Origin of the sequence: Shewanella sp. Arc9-LZ (genome assembly GCF_010092445.1) — a bacterium.
In the GTDB taxonomy this organism is placed as follows: domain Bacteria; phylum Pseudomonadota; class Gammaproteobacteria; order Enterobacterales; family Shewanellaceae; genus Shewanella.
Window position 1 is genome coordinate 1,430,853 of sequence record NZ_CP048031.1, and the last position, 21,004, is coordinate 1,451,856.

Sequence of the window (21,004 nt, forward strand, 5' to 3'; positions counted from 1 at the left end):
TCTCCAGCGTCATTGATGACTGTTAGGTTCATCATAACGGGCCGAAGATGAACATAAGCTGAAAGCTCATAACGGAAGTTAATAAGCTAGAACTATGCGAGAGGAGTAAGCAAGAGCAATAAGCTAGATAGATAAACTAAACAAATAGTATATAACGGCAATCTAAAGCAGGCGTTTATTGTTGGAAAGTAAACTCAAATTGAGCGCCACCCAATGATGCCGATTGGCCAACAGTAAGTTTACCGTGATAACTGTCGACAAGGTCTCTAACGATTGCCAGTCCGATCCCGTGGCCTTGAGTGTAAGTGTCTGCACGGATCCCCCGTTCAAAAATATGTTGCTGTTTATCTTTCGGAATACCTTCTCCATCATCTTCAATTGTCATGCACAGCTGACTATCTTGCTGTGTAAGGGTTAATGTCACTTTTGTTTTCGCGGCTTTGCAGGCATTGTCGAGCACATTACCAAGCATTTCTGTTAAGTCTGCTTCATCGCCTTTAAAGCGGGCTTGTTCGTTGGGGTGATACTCAATGGTGAGGTTTTGATGTTGGTATATCTTACTTAAGGTTCTGACTAATTTAACGGCAATACTGTCAACATTAACCCCTAAGTGCCAAGCACTGCCAGCCGCGCTTTGTGCCCGCTTTAGTTGGTAAGCAATAATTTGGTTTATACGGTTAATTTGTTCCATCGAGGCGTCGCTTAAATCAGCTTGAGTTTGGATTACCGCTAAAGGTGTTTTTAAACTGTGGGCTAAATCGGCTAACGCATTACGGTAGCGTTTACGTTGATTTTGTTCGGTTTGTAATAAGGTGTTTAACTGTTGCGCTACTTTTTGCAATTCCACAGGGTAGCGGGTACTGAGTTGCATTGATGTGCCTTGTTCTACCGCACTGAGTTCTTGGCTAAATTGGCCTAAAGGTTTTAGGGTCCATAGCAACCAGCTGAGCTGTACAATAACCAATAAGGCGGTTAACACTAGCAACCAAGTCCATAAGGTGTTAGAAAACTTTTGGATTTGTTGTAGGTATTCTTGTTGGTTTTTTATAATGTGCAGCGTCATGGTAAAAGGCTGTTCGCTGGTGGCAAAACTCACGCTAAAACTGTATATCAACTGTGGCTTGTCATTAATCAATATCGAGTCGAAGGTACTTCTACCGGTTACGGGCTTGGGTAAGTTAATCGGGGTGTTGAGGCCGAGAAATGAGTTTGAGGTCCACAGTAGCTGATTATCTTTGGTGGTGATTAACGCATAAAGCCCTGAACCAATCACATTGAATTGGTTTTCAAGTAAATGAGACGGCATTTGTAATTGGTTATCTTCCACTTCTGCCATGGCTAAAACAGAGTAAACATAGGCTTTTAACTGGTTTTTTGCCGCGACATTAATTTGGGTTTCAAAGGCGTTATTAACGGTTATGCCGATAATGGGCAATAATACCAAAATCAGTAATAACGCACTGATCACAATGCGGACTTTAAGCGAGCTGAGTAGTTTACGCATCAGGGTCTAATTGACGCAGTCGGTAGCCCTGACCACGCAGTGTTTCAATTAATTGATATTGATTGTCGGGGTCGAGTTTTTTACGTAAACGACGGATAAACACTTCAATCACGTTGGAGTCTAAATCAAAATCCTGATCATAAATGTGTTCAATTAAACTGCTTTTGGAATGTACCGACCCTGGGTGCAGCATCAGGTATTCAAATAGTTTGTACTCAGAACCACTAAGGTTAATTATTTGCAGGCTCTTTTTAATTTCTAAACTGCGGGTATTAATGCTAAAGGGACCATTTTGAATCACTGGACTGGCTTTACCTGCGGAGCGGCGAATTAATGCATTAATTCGTGCGACAAGTTCTTCAAGCTGAAACGGCTTACTCAAGTAATCGTCTGCGCCGGCATCTAAACCGACCACTTTATCTTGCCAACTGTCTCGAGCGGTTAAAATAATGATCGGGTAGCTAATGTCTTGCTCACGTAACTTACTGATTAATGATAAGCCATCAAGCTTAGGCAAACCGACGTCGATAATGGCGACATCGTATTGATATTCTTGAGCTTGAAATAAGCCTTCTTCACCATCGCTGGCGACATCAACAGTATATTGCGCGTCGATAAGGTGCTGTTTGATGTTTGCTTGTAGGGCTAAATCGTCTTCGACCAGTAATAATCTCATGAGCTAGTTCCTTGTAACCGAGCCATTGGTGGCATCGACTAACACATAAAAAATGACTCCATCATTGGTGAGTAATTTAATTCGATAACCAGGATGTCCATTGACGTTAGCTGATTGCACTTTTAATACTTTACCTGAATAACTTCGTTGTGCCATTTGTACAGCTTGTTGAGCGCTATTAACCACCAGATTACTGTTCTGCTGGTTATTGTTTTGACGATTATTATTGGGGCCAGGGGAGAACTGAGCACCTGCTGATGAATGTAATGCAGTAGCATAGGACGGCACCGAGCACGCTAGTGAAAGTACCGCTAACATCAGGCCTAACATGGTGGCATTTACGTTGAGCATACGCTGCATATTGTGTTCCCTAATAACCTCATTATTGCCAGTGTAAAAGATCCCTTTCTATATAGAAACATCTACTTAATCTTATTGAGTAAATTGCCGTAAGCGAAACATAAACGCCCGTAAGATATCAGTAAATGCCAATGTATCGATGATTTGACTTGGCAGTATAAGGGGTAGCAGATGAACATTAACTGAATGGTTTACGTCTATGGGACGTTTTCGCGGTATTGATTTATAACAGTGGCACTAAAGGTTAGCGATATCGGAAGTCTACCTTATTACTATGTTCAGCTTACGTTCATTTTGATTAGGGTTAAATGGCCTCAATATCAAGACTGTGAGGAACTAACATGAAACATAATACTGCCAAGACAGCCAATCTATCGACAATTAATACCCAGCTAAAATGGGGCGTAAGTTTATGTGTTGCCAGTGCACTCTGGTTAAGTTCGCCAACAGTACAAGGCGCCGAGCGGATCTCTGAACAAGCTTTTGGTACATACAGTCAAGCAAGAGTCATCAATCCGCAAACGCCAGAAACTGAAGCGAATAAGCAGGCTAGGGTGATCGCTTTACATGAGCAAGCTAAGTTGCAAAGTACTGTAGCAACCCTGAATAAAAAAGTCACCCGTGAACAAGTGATGGCTAAAAATCAAAAAGCTGCTGCGACAACGGCCAACCAGCAACAACGAGCGTTGGCGCAGCAAAATCAAGTTGTTTATTACGACTTTTCTTTCTACGGTGCAGATTCAAGTTTATTTGATGACTATGATTATGATGGTTTTTATCAAACCTTTAGTGTGACCTTTGATGCTGATATTACCAGCAGTGCGGGCGACATTCAGGCTGATGTATTTGCCGAGTTATATTTAAGCCAAGATGGTGGGCCGTGGATCCATTATTACTCAACAGACGTATTCACCCTCCACGCAGATTCTAGTAATGATGATTACGAAGTGCTCACTACGTTAGCCAGTGGTTATCAAGCCGATCACTATGATGTGTTGATCGATTTATATGAGCTAGGTTATGCCGATCCGGTTGCGACAATAAGTAGTGATGAGTCGAATGCCTTGTACGCGTTGCCACTTGAAAGTAGCGACCGTGATGCGGTTTATGTGGAAGAAATTTATATTGAAACTGAACATTCAGGCGGGGCGTTATCTTGGTTAAGTATTGGCTTACTCGCCGGAGTGATTGGGTTTCGTCGACGTTTGATTAATAAAATATAACGTAAAATTTATGCTTATGTACCTTAGATCTACGTTAGAATGACGATTTTTGATTTTGTCAGTTTTTACTTATCCATATGGGATAAGTAGTTAGGAGTGTGTATGTCAGTAAAGTTAAATGCATCATTGTTATGCAGTTCATTAATCGGTTCGGCGCTGTTGTTGTCTGGTTGCCAATTACCTAATCCTTATACGGGCGAATCAGAAAATGCTAAAGCCACAAATGGCGCTATTATCGGTGGTCTTTCAGGCGCAGCCATTGGTGTACTTTCATCAAGCAAAAGCGACCGCGGTAAAGGTGCATTAATTGGTGCAGCATCTGGTGCGGCTCTTGGTGGTGGTATTGGTTATTACATGGATGTGCAAGAAGCAGAATTGCGTAAACAGTTAAAATCAACTGGCGTGAGTGTGACGCGCAACGGTGACAATATTGTACTGAACATGCCTAATGAAGTGACTTTTGCGGTTGATCAAACTGTCTTAAGTTCACGCGCTAAATCAGTGTTAAACAGTGTTGTATTAGTGGCTAAAGAATATGATGACACTCGCTTAAATGTGATTGGTTATACCGACAGTTCGGGTTCAGATTCTTATAACCTGCGTTTGTCACAAGTACGAGCGAGTGAAGTTGCGCAATATATGACGAGCCAGAAGGTTAGCGGTTCACGGGTATCTTCAACTGGTATGGGCGAGTCAAGCCCAATTGCCAGCAACTCTACCGAGCAAGGTCGTTCGCAAAATCGTCGTGTAGAAATTGTATTAACACCAATGGGTAAATAGTTTTAGCCGTGAGTGTGGTTAACAAGCAATGCTTGTTGATCTGTAAATAAAAAAGCCATCGAAAGATGGCTTTTTTTGCTTAACCGATAACGGAGTTAGTGAACAATAATCTAGATGACTACATGTATTTGGCACAGATAATTTGGTATATATGGATGGTAAGTGATCTAAATAACAAGCATATATAATCGATAATCTATCCGTTTCACGTTACGTCCTTTTGCCACATTTCTATCATCGAAATCATGCTTGTTATTTAGTTGAAACATCTGTCACGGTGGAGGTGACACTTCCTTGCTTTAACCGAGTATGAATTACATCACCATTGCTTAATTGATTGGCATTTTCGATAACATGCTCATTGGTACTTGTGATTGAGTAACCTCGGCTCAAGGTTGCCAGCGGGCTGACGGTATCAAGTTTATGGGCGGCCTGTGAAACTCGTGATTCAGCCTGTTTAAAATAATCTTTACTGGCGTCGTTAAAGCGTTCAATTAAATACCCAAGCCGTTGTTTTTCTATGGTTAAGGTATTAATTGGTGAACGTTGTTGCAAGCGATTATGTAATTGCTGGTGGCGTAAGGTTAGGCGACTGAGTTTATGCTGTAAGGCATTTTCTAAGCGCATTTGCATTTCGTCAAATCGTTGTTCAAATTGCTGCAGTTTATGTTGCGGCTCATGGCGTTGGAGTTGGTGAGATAACTGAGTTAATCGTCCATACTGCTGCAATTGGTAATGTTTCATCCCTTGCTGTAAACGCGATAGCAATAGCGCCAACTTTTCAGCTTTATTGCCTTTGTCTTTCGATAATAATTCAGCACCGGCTGACGGCGTAGGGGCGCGTACATCGGCAACATAATCACTGATAGTGGTATCTATTTCATGGCCAACAGCGCTCACAACAGGCAGTGCACTGTTGTAAATCGCATGGGCTAAATGTTCGCTGTTGAAGCACCATAAATCTTCTAACGAGCCACCACCACGTGTAAGCAACAGTACATCAACTTCCATGCGTTGATTGGCAGTAACAATGGCTTGGCAGATTAATTGACTGGCTGTAGCACCTTGAACTTGAGTGGGGTACACAACCACTTCGATTGAGGGATCTCGGCGTGCTAATACATGCAAGATGTCTCGCAACGCCGCTCCCGTTGCCGATGTGATGACACCAATTCGTTGGATATTAGTTGGAATAGGGCGTTTGGTTTCTAGGGAAAATAGGCCTTCAGCGGCCAATTTTAGTTTTAATGCTTCAAATTCTTGTGCGAGTAGTCCATCACCTGCTGGCAACATTGACTCAAGTAGCAGCTGATAATCGCCACGAGGCTCGTAAACACTGATGGCGCCTTTAATCAACACTTGTTGACCATTGACGGGTTTAAAGCGCACAGATTGATTACGGCCCTTAAACATGGCACAGCGAACTTGTGAATGAGCGTCTTTTAAGGTGAGATACCAGTGCCCTGAACTTGGGGCCGAAAAGTTTGATATTTCACCATTTAGCCAAATTTTGCCGATTTGACCTTCAAGAATATGCCTCACTTCGCTATTTAATTGCGAAACACTATAAACATTGTTTTTTGTGGCACTCATGAGAGTTCTCATTCTAACGTTAATAAAAATCCATTTTCCATTTACCAACTGCAATATGCAAGGTATAATCTCGCCGCAATATTTCACCTCAAATCCTACTTACTAGGGAGATGTTGCCATGCTACGTTTACTGAAAGATGCACTAACCTTTGATGATGTGTTGTTGGTTCCTGCCCACTCGACCGTACTCCCTAATACCGCTGTTCTTAAAACTCGTTTAACGACTAAAATCGAATTAAATATTCCACTTGTGTCTGCTGCTATGGACACTGTGACTGAATCTCGTCTTGCGATCGCGATGGCGCAAGAAGGTGGTTTAGGATTTATTCATAAAAACATGAGTATTGAGCAACAAGCCGAAGAAGTCCGTAAAGTTAAAAGTTATGAAGCCGGTATTGTTCAAGATCCCGTTACTGTTACACCTACCACAAGCTTAACTGATTTACGTTTATTAACTGAACATAATGGTTTTGCTGGTTACCCTGTAGTCAATGATGCACACGAACTAGTGGGCATTATTACAGGTCGTGACGTGCGTTTTGTGACTGATTGGAGCAAAACCGTTGCCGACATGATGACCCCTAAAGATCGTCTAGTCACAGTAACTGAAGGTACTAAGTTAGATGAAGTACAAAAACTAATGCATTCTCATCGTATTGAGAAAGTCTTAGTGGTTGATAAAAACTTTAAACTTAAAGGCTTAGTCACCGTTAAAGATTTCGAAAAAGCTGAACGCAAACCAAACGCATGTAAAGACGAATTAGGTCGTTTACGTGTGGGCGCTGCAGTTGGCGCGGGTCCTGGCAATGAAGAGCGTGTTGACGCGCTCGTAAAAGCCGGTGTTGACGTGTTATTGATTGACTCATCACATGGTCACTCAGAAGGCGTATTGCAGCGTATTCGTGACACTAGAGCCAAATACCCTGATTTACAAATTGTTGGCGGCAACGTTGCCACCGCATCTGGTGCAATTGCGCTAGTTGAAGCGGGCGTTAACGCCGTTAAAGTCGGTATTGGCCCTGGTTCAATTTGTACCACTCGTATTGTAACGGGTGTCGGTGTACCACAAATCACTGCGGTATCTGATGCTGCTGAAGCAGTACTCGCCTTAGGCATTCCTGTTATTGCTGATGGCGGTATTCGTTTTTCTGGCGACTTAGCTAAAGCATTAGCTGCAGGTGCATCATGCATCATGGCGGGTTCTATGTTTGCTGGTACTGAAGAAGCGCCGGGTGAAACTGAACTTTACCAAGGTCGTGCTTATAAGTCATACCGTGGTATGGGATCTCTGGGCGCTATGGGCCAAACTCAAGGTTCATCTGACCGTTACTTCCAAAGTGACAACGCAGCAGACAAACTCGTACCTGAAGGTGTTGAAGGTCGCGTGCCGTACAAAGGTAAGTTGAAAGAGATCATTCACCAACACATGGGCGGCTTGCGTTCATGCATGGGCTTAACCGGTTGTGCCACGATTAAAGAGTTAAATGAAAAAGCACAGTTTGTAAGAGTGACTTCAGCAGGTATGGGTGAGTCACACGTTCATGACGTGACCATTACCAAAGAAGCACCAAACTATCGTTCATAATTATGATAAGGGCGACGTTATGTCGCCCTCGTTTTATTAGCGTTAATTTGACCGCATCAATTGGATGCGAGTTATTACACTTAATTAATATGTAAAGGTTATTCATGAGTAATATTCACGATCATAAGATTCTAATCCTCGATTTTGGTTCTCAGTACACTCAACTTATTGCGCGTCGTATCCGTGAAATTGGTGTGTATTGTGAGTTATGGGCGTGGGATGTGAGCGAAGCGCAAATTCGTGAGTTTGCCCCAAATGGTATTATTTTAGCCGGTGGCCCTGAAAGTGTCACAGCAGACAATTCACCGCGTGCCCCTGAATATGTGTTTACTGCTGGTGTACCGGTATTGGGTATTTGTTACGGCATGCAAACCATGTCAGAGCAGCTGGGTGGCAAAGTGATTCAAGGCGTTGGCGAAGGTGAGTTTGGTTACGCACAAATTGAATTGCAAACCACATCAGCTTTGTTTAAAAGCATTGAAGATGCCGTTAGCGAAGAAGGCAAACCTTTGCTTGATGTGTGGATGAGCCACGGCGATAAAGTGTCTGCTATCCCTGAAGGTTTTGTGACCGTAGCGAAAACGGCAACTTGTCCGTTTGCCGCTATGGCCAATGAAGAGAAAGGTTTTTACGGCGTACAGTTTCACCCAGAAGTGACGCATACTCGCCAAGGTCAGCGTATGCTAGAGCATTTCGCGCTAGACATTTGTGGCTGTAAAGCCAATTGGAAGCCATCATCAATTATTGAAGATGCTATTGAGCGTTTAAAAAAGCAAATTGGTGATGACGAAGTTATTCTGGGTTTATCTGGCGGGGTAGATTCATCGGTTGTGGCGATGTTATTACATCGTGCGATTGGCGATAAACTAACGTGTGTGTTTGTTGATAACGGTTTGCTGCGTTTGAATGAAGCGGATCAAGTATTAGAAATGTTTGGCGATCATTTTGGACTCAAAATTGTTCACGTCGATGCTGAAAACCGTTTCTTAGATGCGATGGCTGGCGAAGCAGAACCAGAAGCCAAACGTAAAATCATTGGCCGTGTGTTTGTTGAGATTTTCGACGAAGAATCAAAGAAATGCGCTAATGCTAAATGGTTAGCTCAAGGCACCATTTATCCTGACGTAATTGAATCAGCGGGCAGTGCTACAGGTAAAGCGCATGTGATTAAATCGCATCACAATGTTGGCGGTTTACCTGCCAATATGAAGATGGGTTTAGTTGAGCCATTACGTGAATTATTTAAAGATGAAGTGCGTAAAATCGGTTTAGAGTTAGGCTTGCCTTACAACATGCTTTATCGTCATCCGTTTCCAGGACCTGGTCTAGGTGTTCGTGTACTTGGCGAAGTCAAAAAAGAGTATTGTGATTTATTGCGCAGTGCCGATGCTATCTTTATTGAAGAACTGCATAAAGCTGATTTGTATAATAAAGTCAGCCAAGCATTTACCGTTTTCTTACCTGTTCGTTCGGTAGGCGTAATGGGTGATGGTCGTAAGTATGATTGGGTTGTATCGTTACGCGCGGTAGAAACTATCGACTTTATGACTGCGCATTGGGCACATTTACCGTATGATTTCTTGGGTCGCGTTTCAAACCGTATTATCAATGAAGTCGATGGTATTTCACGTGTGGTTTATGATATTTCAGGTAAGCCACCTGCAACAATTGAATGGGAATAACGCTGTAGCGTGACTCCTTACTTTAAATAAAAAGACGCTGCGGCGTCTTTTTTATTTGCTAGAATAGCCGCGTATGACAATTACCTAGGTTTTATAGAGTGACAGATACCACACAAAAACACGTTTCCAGCGATACTTGCTCACTTTCTAATGCGCACAATGAGAAATCGAATCAGCTTCAGCGCGCCATTGATGAAAAGTGGATGCGATTAGCGATGCAACTTGCCGAGCAAGCCGAGCTAAAAGGCGAAGTGCCAGTGGGTGCCGTATTGGTTAAAGACGATGTATTGATTGCTAGTGGTTGTAATTTAAGTATTGTGAATCACGATCCAACCGCTCATGCCGAGATGGAATGTATTCGTCAAGCCGGCAAGGTGTTAGAGAATTATCGTATGCTCGACACGACTTTATATGTCACGTTAGAACCCTGCACTATGTGCGCAGGTGCCATGGTGCACAGTCGTATTGCGCGGGTTGTTTATGGTGCAGATGATTTAAAAACTGGCGCGGCAGGTAGCGTGATTAATTTATTACAACATCCAGTTTTTAATCATCAGCTTGAAGTCAGTTCAGGTGTGTTGGCAGCAGAGTGTGGTGCGCAGCTAAGTGCATTTTTTCAACGACGTAGAGCAGAAAAAAAAGCACTCAAACAGTTAGCTATAAAATAGACTGATTGAGTGACTGGTTTTTATGTGGTTAACGGAAGATTAATTTTCAGTTTGTACCAATAAAAAATGAGCTCGTTGACGATTTTGAATGCGGCTTTTATGTACTTTAAGCATGACGCGACGACGTGACATGGTGTTGCTTATAGCTCTTCTTCTCATACCGTGATCCCTTAATATTGGCTAACCTCATCGAGGTTACTGATAAACCGCATACTTTAGCAGAATGCTTTCTTACGATAAATTCAGCACCATAGTACCTTATATTCGTGACAATTATCGGTCAGGTTTATGACGATAATCGTGTCAGCACAAAAATTAGTGTGCTGCTTCATGGATATTTTTTGAAGCGTCTTCAGCAATGATTTCAATTTGTTGAGGTTCTTCAATAATCTCCAACTTTTGGGTTTGATTATCGATCCACACTAAGGTGTCGTAATAACGACGAATACTGTCAACATAATGAACAGCTTCGCTACCACGGGCATAACCATATCGAGTTTGTTTATAATATTTAGATTGTTGCAGCAAAGGTAATACTTTTTTGACATCACGCCATGCGCTAGGATCCATTCCCATTGATTCAGTTAATCGTCGTGCATCTTCAACATGACCTAAACCGATATTATAGGAAGCCAGTGCGAACCAGATCCGTTGAGCTTCAGAGATGGTGTCAGGCAATCTCTCCATCATGTCTTTTAAATAAAATGCCCCACCACGTATGCTTTGTTCTGCATCTAAGCGATCATCTACACCAACATAAGCCGCTGTAGGTTGGGTTAGCATCATCATACCTCTCACCCCAGTAGGTGAGCGAGCACTCGGGTTCCAGTGTGATTCTTGATAACTAGCAGCCGCTAATTTACGCCAATCTAACTCTCCAGAATACTGCTCGAAAAAACTACGATATTCGGGCAGAATGTTATCAATTGCGCGGATAAAGGCACGAGTATCAACGTAATCAAAACGCTTAACATGGCCAAAATACTTCTCGTTTAAATGCTCCAGCGTACCCGCACGTCTTTCTTTATGCCAAAAAGCCAATAGTTTACTCATTAAACGGTCGCTGTTATTCGGCGGTAATAGCCACACCACTTCGACCTTTTCTTCTAAAATCATCCCCGCGCGTAGTTCAGGTAAAAAACGCTGATTGATCAATAAACTATTTGAATCTGAAATGGTGTAGTTCAATTCACCGTTGGCAATTAATGCAAACAGTTCTTCATTGTCTTTGTCGTTGACTTGATTCCACATCAACTCAGGATAGTCTTTTTGTAATTTGGTTAAGGTATTGACTGAAGATGAGTTAGCCATGACAGTAATTTCACCTGACAGAGTACTAATATCTTTGGGTTCCGGAGTACCCTCCTTATAGACCAACACTTGGTTGACTTTATATAAGGTGGGTCCGAGCTTAAATTGTTGACTACGGTTAGGGGTTTTAGCGATGCCAGCCGCAATAATATCAATCTTGTTTTCTTTTAATGCCGCGAATAATTGCTTGCGATTGGTGTACGGGATCATTTCTAAAGGAACGGCTAAATAGTCAGCAAAGCGCTGCGCCATTTCGAAGTCGAATCCGCTTTCACCCTGTTCTGAATTAAGATAAATCTGCGGGCCATATAATGTCCCTACCTTTAATACGGTACGCTTAGGTGCGGGGGCAGCAATATCAACATTTTGAATATCAACAGGTTGACAGGCGGATAATATCCCGCAAAGTAAGATTATGAATAAGGTTTTGATCATATTTATTAATTGGTTATCTTAAGTTGTTTCGTTAATGTCATCAGAGTGATGTGTAAAAACGAATGAAATACCGGTTGAATAGCCTTTAAATATGTAGGGGAGTTAGCTTATTTTTTGCTTACTTTATCAGTAGTTTTCCTAAACGCCTATAGTTGAGTAAATAAGCAGCATTTAGTGGTTGTTTTTTGTTAAAAGGTAAAGTGTTTATGTTATTCATTTTAGCATTACTTGAATGGGATATTTTCCCTATCAGGAAACACTGTTTTCACCTGCGCTTGAAGGTGATTTGTAGTGTGCAATTCCCTATAATAGCGCCAATTCTGATCCTCCTATATTATAAAGGTGAATAGACGTGATGGAAATCATTCGCGGAGCCCCAGCACTATCTGCATTTAGAGTTCAAAAACTCATGGAGGCTTGCGAAAACGCAGCGCTTCCTGTATCGCAAATTTATGCTGAATATGTACATTTAGCCAATTTGAGTGAACCACTAGATGATAATGAACGTCTACAGTTAGAAACTATTCTTACTTATGGCCCAGCTATTGAGTCTCATGCCCCACAAGGCACTTTACTGTTTGTTACTCCTCGTCCTGGCACTATTTCTCCTTGGTCTTCTAAAGCAACTGATATTGCCCACAACTGTGGCTTAGGCAAAGTTAACCGTCTTGAGCGTGGTATTGCTTATTATGTTGAAGCGTCAGTATTAACAGCCGAGCAGCAAAAACTACTGCAAGGTTTATTGCATGACCGCATGGTCGAAGTCATGCTGCCGGCGTTTGAAGCTGCTGAAATATTATTTGCTCGTACAGAACCAGCAAAATTTAGCAGTGTGAATATTCTTGCTGAAGGCCGCCGCGCCTTAGAAGTGGCCAATATTAAGCTAGGCTTGGCCCTTGCCGATGATGAAATTGACTATTTAATTGAAAATTTTGTTCGTTTGAAGCGTAACCCTAACGACATCGAACTAATGATGTTTGCTCAAGCAAACTCGGAACATTGTCGCCACAAAATTTTCAATGCAGATTGGACAATCGATGGCGAAGTACAGCCAAAATCATTGTTCAAAATGATTAAAAACACTTTTGAAGTCACGCCAGATTACGTGTTATCAGCCTACAAAGATAATGCCGCAGTGATGACGGGTCCGGTAGCGGGTCGTTTTTTCCCTGATCCCGATGGTGTTTATAACTATCACACCGAACCAATGCATATATTGATGAAAGTAGAAACTCACAATCATCCTACCGCTATTAGCCCATATCCTGGCGCTGCTACTGGTTCTGGTGGTGAAATTCGCGATGAGGGTGCTACTGGCCGAGGTTCTAAACCTAAAGCGGGTTTATCTGGTTTTACTGTTTCTAACTTGAAAATTCCTGGTTTTGTACAACCATGGGAAGGGGATTACGGTAAGCCTGATCGTATCGTCACTCCGTTAGAAATCATGCTCGAAGGCCCTCTAGGCGGCGCAGCATTTAACAATGAATTTGGTCGTCCTGCCATTACCGGTTATTTCCGCACCTACGAGCAATTAGTCTCTAGCCACAATGGCGTTGAAGTGCGTGGTTATCATAAGCCGATTATGATTGCCGGTGGCTTAGGCAATATCCGAGAAGAACACGTTCAAAAAGGTGAGATTACCGTTGGCGCTAAGCTTATTGTGCTTGGTGGACCGGCAATGAACATTGGCTTAGGTGGCGGCGCCGCATCTTCTATGGCGTCTGGTCAGTCTAGCGAAGATTTAGATTTTGCCTCTGTACAACGTGAAAACCCAGAAATGGAACGTCGTTGTCAGGAAGTTATCGACCGCTGCTGGCAGTTAGGTGACACCAACCCAATTCAATTTATTCACGATGTGGGCGCAGGTGGATTATCTAATGCGTTCCCTGAGTTAGTGAATGATGCTGATCGCGGTGGGGTATTCAATTTACGTAATGTTCCTTCTGACGAGCCAGGCATGAGCCCGCTTGAAATTTGGTGTAATGAATCTCAAGAGCGTTATGTGTTATCGGTTGCACCAGAGAACTTACAACAATTTGCTGATATTTGTGCCCGTGAACGTGCACCATTTTCGGTGGTTGGTGAAGCGACTGCAGAGATGCATTTAACGCTTGCCGACAGTCACTTTAATAACAAGCCGATTGATTTACCGCTTGAAGTTTTATTAGGTAAAGCGCCTAAAATGAGCCGTGATGTGGTGACAGCCAAAGCAGTATCGCCAGCGTTAGATCAAACTAAAATTGAGCTAAACGATGCAGTTAAGCGCATTTTAACCTTGCCAACCGTGGCTGACAAAACCTTCCTTATCACCATAGGTGATCGCTCCGTCACTGGTTTAGTTAATCGCGACCAAATGGTGGGTCCATGGCAGGTTCCTGTTGCCGACTGTGCAGTAACCGCATCAAGTTATGACAGCTACTGCGGTGAAGCGATGTCGATGGGTGAGCGTACTCCGTTAGCATTACTCGATTTTGACGCCTCAGCCCGTATGGCGGTTGCCGAATCGATTATGAACATTGCTGGTACTGACATTGGCTCGTTCAAGCGTATTAAACTTTCTGCTAACTGGATGTCTCCAGCGGGTCACCCTGGTGAAGATGCGGGTTTATACCAAGCGGTTAAAGCGATTGGTGAAGACCTTTGTCCTGAACTCGGTATCACGATTCCTGTTGGCAAAGACTCCATGTCGATGAAAACCGCGTGGGAAGAAAATGGTACTCAGAAAACTGTCACATCGCCTATGTCGTTAGTCATCACCGCTTTTGGTGTGGTGCAAGATATTCGTAAAACGGTAACCCCACAACTTCGTGATGATAAAGGTGACAGTGCATTATTAATGCTGGATTTAAGCAATGGCCAAAATCGTTTAGGCGGTTCTTGTTTAGCGCAGGTTTACAGTGAGTTAGGCGATATTGCACCCACATTAGATAAAACCGCCAACTTAGCGGGCTTTTTTGAAGTGATGCAGCAGTTAGTCGCCGAGCAAGCGGTTATGGCTTATCACGACCGTAGCGACGGCGGTTTATTTACCACCTTAGTGGAAATGGCCTTTGCCGGTAATACCGGGTTAATGATTGATTTAGCCAGCTTGAATGGTACTGATTTAGAACGTTTATTTAACGAAGAAATTGGTGCTGTAATTCAAGTCAGTGCTGTTGATGCCAAAGCCATTGCCGCACAATTTGAGGCTAAAGGTGTCACGTGTCATCACATTGGTGGCTTACAAGCGGCAGACAAGATTAGCATTAACGATGGCGAGCGAGTGATATTTGCTGATAGTCGTACAGCACTGCGCACTTTGTGGTCAGAAACGACCTATCGCATGCAAGCGCTACGTGACAACCCAGAATGCGCGCGTGAAGAGTATGATCTTAAACAACAAGCTGATGCGCCAGGATTAACGGTTAAATTAGGCTTTAATCCAAGTGAAGATGTGGCTGCACCTTATATTCTTAAAGGCGCCGCCCCTAAAATGGCTATTTTACGTGAGCAAGGCGTTAACTCTCATGTTGAGATGGCAGCCGCTTTCGATCGTGCCGGTTTTGAAAGCCGCGACGTGCACATGTCGGACATTTTATCTGGCCGTATTAGCCTTGAAGAATTCCAAGGCCTAGTGGCTTGTGGCGGATTCTCATATGGTGACGTGTTAGGTGCTGGTGAAGGTTGGGCTAAGTCGATTCTGTTTAATGACCGTGCTCGCGATGAGTTTAGCCGTTTCTTCGAACGTGATTCAAGCATTGCCCTTGGCGTGTGTAATGGTTGTCAGATGTTATCTAATCTGAAAGAAATTATTCCAGGAAGTGAGCATTGGCCGCGTTTTGTGCGTAACCGCTCAGAGCGTTTTGAAGCTCGATTCAGTTTGGTTGAAGTGCAGCAAAATCCATCGGTATTTTTTGACGGTATGGTTGGCTCTCGTATGCCTATAGCTGTATCGCATGGTGAAGGCTTAGTGGAATTTGCTAATGCTCAAGCGTTAGCAAATGCAGAAGCATCGGGCACTATTGCACTGCGCTATGTTGATGGCCATGGTCAAATTGCGACCCAGTACCCAGAAAATCCAAATGGTTCAGCCAATGGCTTAACGGGTATTTGTACCACTGATGGTCGCGTAACCATTATGATGCCGCATCCTGAACGAGTATTTAGAACTGTTGCTAATTCATGGCATCCAGATAACTGGGGTGAAGATAGCCCATGGATGCGCATGTTCCGTAATGCACGAGTGAAAATCGGCTAATCGCAAATTAAATTTTTAGTTTAGCTAAAGCACTTGATTTAGCTAAAACACTTAATTTATAAAGCAAAAGGCGACTCCTTTGAGTCGCCTTTTTTACTGGTTTCAATTTGTTTAGCGCTGCTGATTTCATGTTGTCGTGATAAAGAAAAACCCCATAGATTTATTCTATGGGGTTTTCTGATTCGTTATCCTTGGATCATAACGATTACCGCTTAATATTATTTCTGCGCTAACAAAAACATTCACTAAACACGGTATAGATAAAAACGTGAGCTTGCTTATTTCACTTCTTTAGCAGTAAACATTTCAGTAAAAACACGTTTGTACAAGTTGGCAATATGTTCGAATAATTGAGTCATAGCACATTCTCTCTAGGTTAGGTCACTGGTATTAAGACAACGACTCATTGCACTACTTAGTGTTCGCCTTCTTAATTGTGCGCAAATTATACAATTGAACTAATGTATGCTCAAACGAGAAAAAATGATGTTTGACATTAGTTTATTTAATGAATCATTGTGTTATTTAAATTTAATTATTTAAATAAATTTAAATATAATAAATATAAACAGTGTCTTATCTATTTCGTGTTACATTGTTAATTATAGAAATATTTATCTAATATTAATTTTTTGTGTATTTAACTACTTTTTATTAACAATCTGAATGAGTAGGGTGTTTTGTCAAAAATAATACATACTTGCTCTTTATTCCTAGCAATTATCCATTTTTTGTCAATACCTCAAGAGGGTTGCAAATTAGAGTTCAAATGTTATCTCTCTGAATATCGCAAGTTCATTTATGATTGTGATCAACCTGACGGCAAATATACACAGAGATATGTGACACCTTTTACGCTAAAGAACTGATTCACAGAAATAAAACATTCTTCATGCACCAAATCTAATACTGGTCACATAATTGACTAAAAAATATGATCTACAAAGTGAATTTGCCGTAAGATATAGGGCGTTTAGGATTGGGCTTGAAAACATAGGCAAACAGGTTAATTTATCATTTTTCACTCTTTGGTGAGTTGTCCACTGCTTCAATATTACCGTTTTCAGGTATAACATCATCATTATGGTAACCGAGTGTTGCTATGTCGTATTTGGTTGTACTGAAGTAAGGAGTCGCCAATGATTATCGAAGAGGTCGTTGAGCTATCGCGTTTTCAATTTGCGCTGACAGCCATGTATCATTTTTTATTTGTTCCACTCACCCTAGGTTTAGCCTTTATTCTTGCGATTATGGAATCACTGTATGTGATGACCAATAAGCAAGTTTATAAAGACATGACTAAATTTTGGGGTAAGTTGTTTGGGATTAACTTTGCCTTAGGCGTAACAACGGGTTTAGCGATGGAGTTCCAGTTTGGTACTAACTGGTCCTACTATTCTCATTACGTAGGTGACATTTTTGGCGCGCCTCTGGCGATTGAAGGCTTAATGGCGTTCTTCCTTGAGTCTACGTTAGTCGGGATGTTCTTTTTTGGTTGGGATCGCTTCAGCAAACGCCAACATTTAGTCGTCACTTGGCTTGTCGCTCTTGGCTCTAATATGTCAGCTTTATGGATTTTGATCGCCAATGGTTGGATGCAAAATCCAGTGGGCTCGGTGTTTAACTACGAAACCATGCGTATGGAAATGACCAATTTTGCCGAAGTGGTATTTAACCCCGTCGCGCAAGTTAAGTTTGTTCATACCGTCGCATCTGGTTATGTTGCCGGTGCCATGTTTGTACTTGCCATTAGCTCATATTACATATTGAAAGGCCGAGATTTACCTTTTGCTCGTCGTTCATTTGCTATTGCAGCAAGTTTTGGTATGGCATCTATTTTATCGGTCATCGTGTTAGGCGATGAATCAGGTTATGAAGTCGGTGAAGTCCAACGTGTTAAATTAGCCGCAATTGAAGCTGAATGGCACACGGAACCTGCACCAGCAGCCTTTACTGCATTTGGTTTCCCTAACCAAGAAACTATGCACACGGATTACGCCGTTAAGATCCCATATGCGATGGGTATCATTGCGACACGTTCTTTAGATGGAGAAGTAACCGGTATTAAGGATCTTATTAAAGATCACGAAGTACGAATTCGTAACGGTATGGTTGCGTATGCTTTACTTGAAAAATTACGTGCTGGTGATAAATCGGTTGAGGTTAGAGAGCAATTTGAAGCAACTAAAATCGATCTAGGTTATGGTTTCTTGCTTAAGCGTTATACCGACAAAGTGGTGGATGCGACTGAAGAGCAAATTATTGCAGCGTCTTATGACTCAATTCCTACCGTGGCGCCTATGTTCTGGAGTTTCCGCTTAATGGTTGGCTCTGGGATGATAATGCTATTGGTGTTTGCTGCGGCCTTCTGGCAAAGCACTCGTCATCAAATCGCCGAGAAAAAGTGGGTACTTCGTGCTGCTCTTTACAGTTTGCCACTTCCATGGGTAGCCATTGAAGCTGGTTGGTTTGTGTCAGAGTTTGGTCGCCAACCTTGGACCATTTCTGAAGTGCTGCCAACATTCATGTCGGCGTCTAGTTTAACGACGGCGGATCTTTGGTTCAGTATTATTTCGATTACGGTGTTCTATACCATCCTGTTGGTGATAGAGGCTTACTTGATGTATAAGTTTGCTCGTCTTGGTCCAAGCAGCTTAAAGACCGGCCGTTACCATTTCGAAACCCAAGATGCTTAATCTGAGGACCTGATTATGTTTGATTATGAAGTATTAAGATTTATTTGGTGGGCGTTAATCGGCGTGCTGTTTATTGGTTTTACCGTGACAGATGGCTTTGATATGGGCGTAGGTATATTGTTACCCGTTATTGGTAAAGATGATACTGAACGCCGTATTATGATTAACACTATCGCACCACATTGGGACGGTAACCAAGTATGGCTAGTGACGGCGGGTGGTGCATTATTTGCTGCTTGGCCTATGGTCTACGCGGTATCGTTTTCGGGCTTTTATGTGGCAATGATGCTAGTACTATTTGCATTGTTTTTACGTCCAGTCGGTTTTGATTATCGCTCTAAAATTGAAGATCCAAGATGGCGTAAGTCATGGGATAGAGCATTATTTGTCGGCAGTTTTGTACCACCGTTAATCATTGGTGTGGCATTTGGTAACTTGCTTCAAGGCGTACCATTTAACTTTGATGAATATTTACGGGCCACTTATCATGGCGGTCTGTTGGGTTTATTGAATCCGTTTGGCTTATTAGCCGGTCTTGTGAGTGTCACTATGGTGATAATGCAAGGCTCTACATGGTTACAAATGAAGACCGACGGAGAGCTGCGCGTTAGAAGCGCTAAAGCATCGCAAATTTGTGGTGGTCTATTAGTGGTTCTGTTTGGTGCTGCTGGGGTTTGGCTTGTAAACGGTATTGATGGTTATGTTATTACCTCAGCCCTCGACCTTGCTGGCCCGTCAAATCCAACTACTAAGACAGTGGCGGTTGAAGCGGGTGCTTGGTTAACCAACTATGATAAATATCCTCTTACCATGTTATTCCCGGTGTTAGGATTATTAATGCCAATATTGGTGATTTTTGCCAGTCGTTTAAATCGTAGTGGATTTGCGTTCTTTTTCAGTTCGCTTGCGGTTGCTAGTGTCATTTTAACCTGTGGTGCAGCAATGTTCCCATTTGTTATGCCTTCATCATTAGAACCTAATGTCAGCTTAACAATGTGGGATGCTACAGCCAGCCAAATGTCACTTAAAGTGATGACCTTTGCTGCTATTATCTTCGTACCTACAGTATTAAGTTACACCATTTGGACTTACTACAAGATGTACGGCCGCTTAAATCGTGAGTATGTTGAAAACAACAAAAGCTCACTTTACTAAATTAAGGAGCAACGTCTATGTGGTATTTTGCGTGGATTTTAGGGGTATTGTTAGCGTGTTCATTCGGTATCATCAACGCGTTATGGCTTGAGAATACTGAAAATATGGATCGTAACAACGAACTATAAACGTTATATCGTTTGATATAAAAAAACCGCTTTAGTAATAAAGCGGTTTTTTATTGGCTACTCATCTTGTTTACAAAACTAAAATCGACCGGTTTTAACTTATGACTCAATCTAGCACTCATTAGCTTGTTACTTAGTGGCTGTTAACAAAGCCAATTTTATGCTCAGTCGCCGCCTTTTAAAAAGCCCAAAAAATATGTAGTACACTCGCCACTGCTAAGTAAGATTTTTATTCAAAGATACCAGGAAATACAGCTCAATTCCCAAGTGTTAACAGAAATATTGTCTATAATTAATTAACGCTAATTGTTTGTTTTTTGAACATGGTAATTTGTTAATAATGCACTTAACGGGAGATATATAATGAGCAGTTGGATTTTAGTCGCGGATAGCGCACATGCACGTCTATTTAATGCAGAAACAGCAAAATCTACATTAATTGAGATTAAGAGCATGATCCATCCCGAAGCACAGCAGCATGAACAGGAACTAACCTCAGATCTACCAGGCCGTCAGGCTGGAGGAGCAACCAATAGTCATCATTCTGTCGGGGGGAAAACAGAGCCTAAAAAGAATGAGGCTGTCGAATTTGCCAGGGAGATTTGTCGATACCTTGAGACTGAATATAATGCGCACAAATTTAGCCAATTGATTGTTGTTGCCGCGCCTCATTTTCTAGGTAACTTACGCAAAGAAATGAGCACTAACGTCACTAAAGTTGTTACGCTGGAAATAGACAAAGATATTGTAAAGCAGGACATCGACTCGATTAGAGGTCAGCTGCCAATTATCTTACCTAGCTTAGCCACATAAGCTGAAATTTAGATAATTAGGTTCGTTTATTAAGCTGTCATCATCATTACTCGTATGTCGGCAGCTTAATGGGGTATTTTTGTTTTTTTGTCGTAAACTACTGTCGTGAAATAACATTAAGCATGAACCTGTATTACCTAAGTCGCAAATCCTCGTTG

Annotated in this window: 15 protein-coding genes; 10 read left to right on the forward strand and 5 right to left on the reverse strand. The window is 42.1% G+C overall.

The features are described from left to right. Window positions 1–175 precede the first annotated feature (175 nt). The 3 genes from GUY17_RS06180 to GUY17_RS06190 are packed head-to-tail and all read right to left on the reverse strand — an operon-like array spanning window position 176 to window position 2,540. Window positions 176–1,504 (reverse strand): ATP-binding protein, encoded by a 1,329-nt coding sequence (locus tag GUY17_RS06180; RefSeq protein ID WP_101085491.1) that lies wholly within the window; start codon window positions 1,502–1,504, stop codon window positions 176–178. Beyond that, window positions 1,497–2,180 (reverse strand): response regulator transcription factor, encoded by a 684-nt coding sequence (locus GUY17_RS06185; RefSeq protein WP_059747866.1) that lies wholly within the window; start codon window positions 2,178–2,180, stop codon window positions 1,497–1,499. Before GUY17_RS06185 ends, GUY17_RS06180 begins: the two co-directional genes overlap by 8 nt. A 3-nt stretch (window positions 2,181–2,183) precedes the next feature. Next, window positions 2,184–2,540 (reverse strand): PepSY domain-containing protein, encoded by a 357-nt coding sequence (locus tag GUY17_RS06190; protein WP_254439873.1) that lies wholly within the window; start codon window positions 2,538–2,540, stop codon window positions 2,184–2,186. Window positions 2,541–2,881: 341 nt separating this feature from the next. On the opposite strand from GUY17_RS06190, the gene GUY17_RS06195 reads away from it, so the two are divergent. Both GUY17_RS06195 and GUY17_RS06200 read left to right on the forward strand, forming a co-directional pair. Next, complete coding sequence (locus GUY17_RS06195; RefSeq protein ID WP_162022614.1) at window positions 2,882–3,763, forward strand: choice-of-anchor H family protein; 882 nt, start codon at window positions 2,882–2,884, stop codon at window positions 3,761–3,763. A 102-nt stretch (window positions 3,764–3,865) separates the two neighbouring features. Continuing rightward, entirely contained in the window at window positions 3,866–4,543 is a 678-nt protein-coding gene (locus tag GUY17_RS06200; protein WP_162022615.1) for an OmpA family protein, read from the forward strand. Between the two features lie 252 nt (window positions 4,544–4,795). Here the strand turns inward: GUY17_RS06200 and xseA are convergent, their stop codons facing one another. After that, window positions 4,796–6,136, reverse strand: coding sequence for an exodeoxyribonuclease VII large subunit (xseA, locus tag GUY17_RS06205; RefSeq protein ID WP_101085484.1), 1,341 nt, complete (start codon window positions 6,134–6,136; stop codon window positions 4,796–4,798). Between the two features lie 118 nt (window positions 6,137–6,254). Here xseA and guaB point away from each other — a divergent pair, with 118 nt between their 5' ends. The 3 genes from guaB to tadA all read left to right on the forward strand — a co-directional run bounded on the left by guaB (window position 6,255) and on the right by tadA (window position 10,071). Further along, window positions 6,255–7,721, forward strand: coding sequence for an IMP dehydrogenase (guaB, locus tag GUY17_RS06210; protein WP_101085482.1), 1,467 nt, complete (start codon window positions 6,255–6,257; stop codon window positions 7,719–7,721). Between the two features lie 104 nt (window positions 7,722–7,825). Further along, window positions 7,826–9,403: a glutamine-hydrolyzing GMP synthase gene (gene guaA, locus GUY17_RS06215; RefSeq protein WP_162022616.1), complete on the forward strand. Its 1,578-nt coding sequence runs from the start codon at window positions 7,826–7,828 to the stop codon at window positions 9,401–9,403. A gap of 188 nt (window positions 9,404–9,591) precedes the next feature. Continuing rightward, window positions 9,592–10,071 (forward strand): tRNA adenosine(34) deaminase TadA, encoded by a 480-nt coding sequence (tadA, locus tag GUY17_RS06220; protein ID WP_206780909.1) that lies wholly within the window; start codon window positions 9,592–9,594, stop codon window positions 10,069–10,071. Between the two features lie 315 nt (window positions 10,072–10,386). On the opposite strand, the gene mltF is transcribed toward tadA, so the two are convergent. Then, on the reverse strand, window positions 10,387–11,817 hold the full coding sequence (mltF, locus tag GUY17_RS06225) for a membrane-bound lytic murein transglycosylase MltF (protein ID WP_162022618.1): 1,431 nt from the start codon (window positions 11,815–11,817) through the stop codon (window positions 10,387–10,389). 355 nt (window positions 11,818–12,172) lie between these two features. Between mltF and purL the strand changes: the two genes are divergently transcribed. The 5 genes from purL (at window position 12,173) to GUY17_RS06250 (ending at window position 20,846) form a co-directional block, all read left to right on the forward strand. Beyond that, window positions 12,173–16,054 (forward strand): phosphoribosylformylglycinamidine synthase, encoded by a 3,882-nt coding sequence (purL, locus tag GUY17_RS06230; RefSeq protein WP_162022619.1) that lies wholly within the window; start codon window positions 12,173–12,175, stop codon window positions 16,052–16,054. A 1,139-nt stretch (window positions 16,055–17,193) separates the two neighbouring features. After that, window positions 17,194–18,750, forward strand: a complete 1,557-nt coding sequence (locus tag GUY17_RS06235) for a cytochrome ubiquinol oxidase subunit I (RefSeq protein ID WP_162022620.1) — start codon at window positions 17,194–17,196, stop codon at window positions 18,748–18,750. 15 nt (window positions 18,751–18,765) lie between these two features. Next, complete coding sequence (gene cydB / locus GUY17_RS06240; protein ID WP_162022621.1) at window positions 18,766–19,905, forward strand: cytochrome d ubiquinol oxidase subunit II; 1,140 nt, start codon at window positions 18,766–18,768, stop codon at window positions 19,903–19,905. A gap of 17 nt (window positions 19,906–19,922) precedes the next feature. After that, complete coding sequence (cydX, locus tag GUY17_RS06245) at window positions 19,923–20,033, forward strand: cytochrome bd-I oxidase subunit CydX (protein ID WP_011636618.1); 111 nt, start codon at window positions 19,923–19,925, stop codon at window positions 20,031–20,033. Window positions 20,034–20,396: 363 nt separating this feature from the next. Then, window positions 20,397–20,846 carry a host attachment protein gene (locus GUY17_RS06250; protein ID WP_162022622.1) on the forward strand — a complete coding sequence of 150 codons (450 nt, stop codon included), beginning with the start codon at window positions 20,397–20,399 and terminating at the stop codon, window positions 20,844–20,846. Window positions 20,847–21,004: the final 158 nt, after the last annotated feature.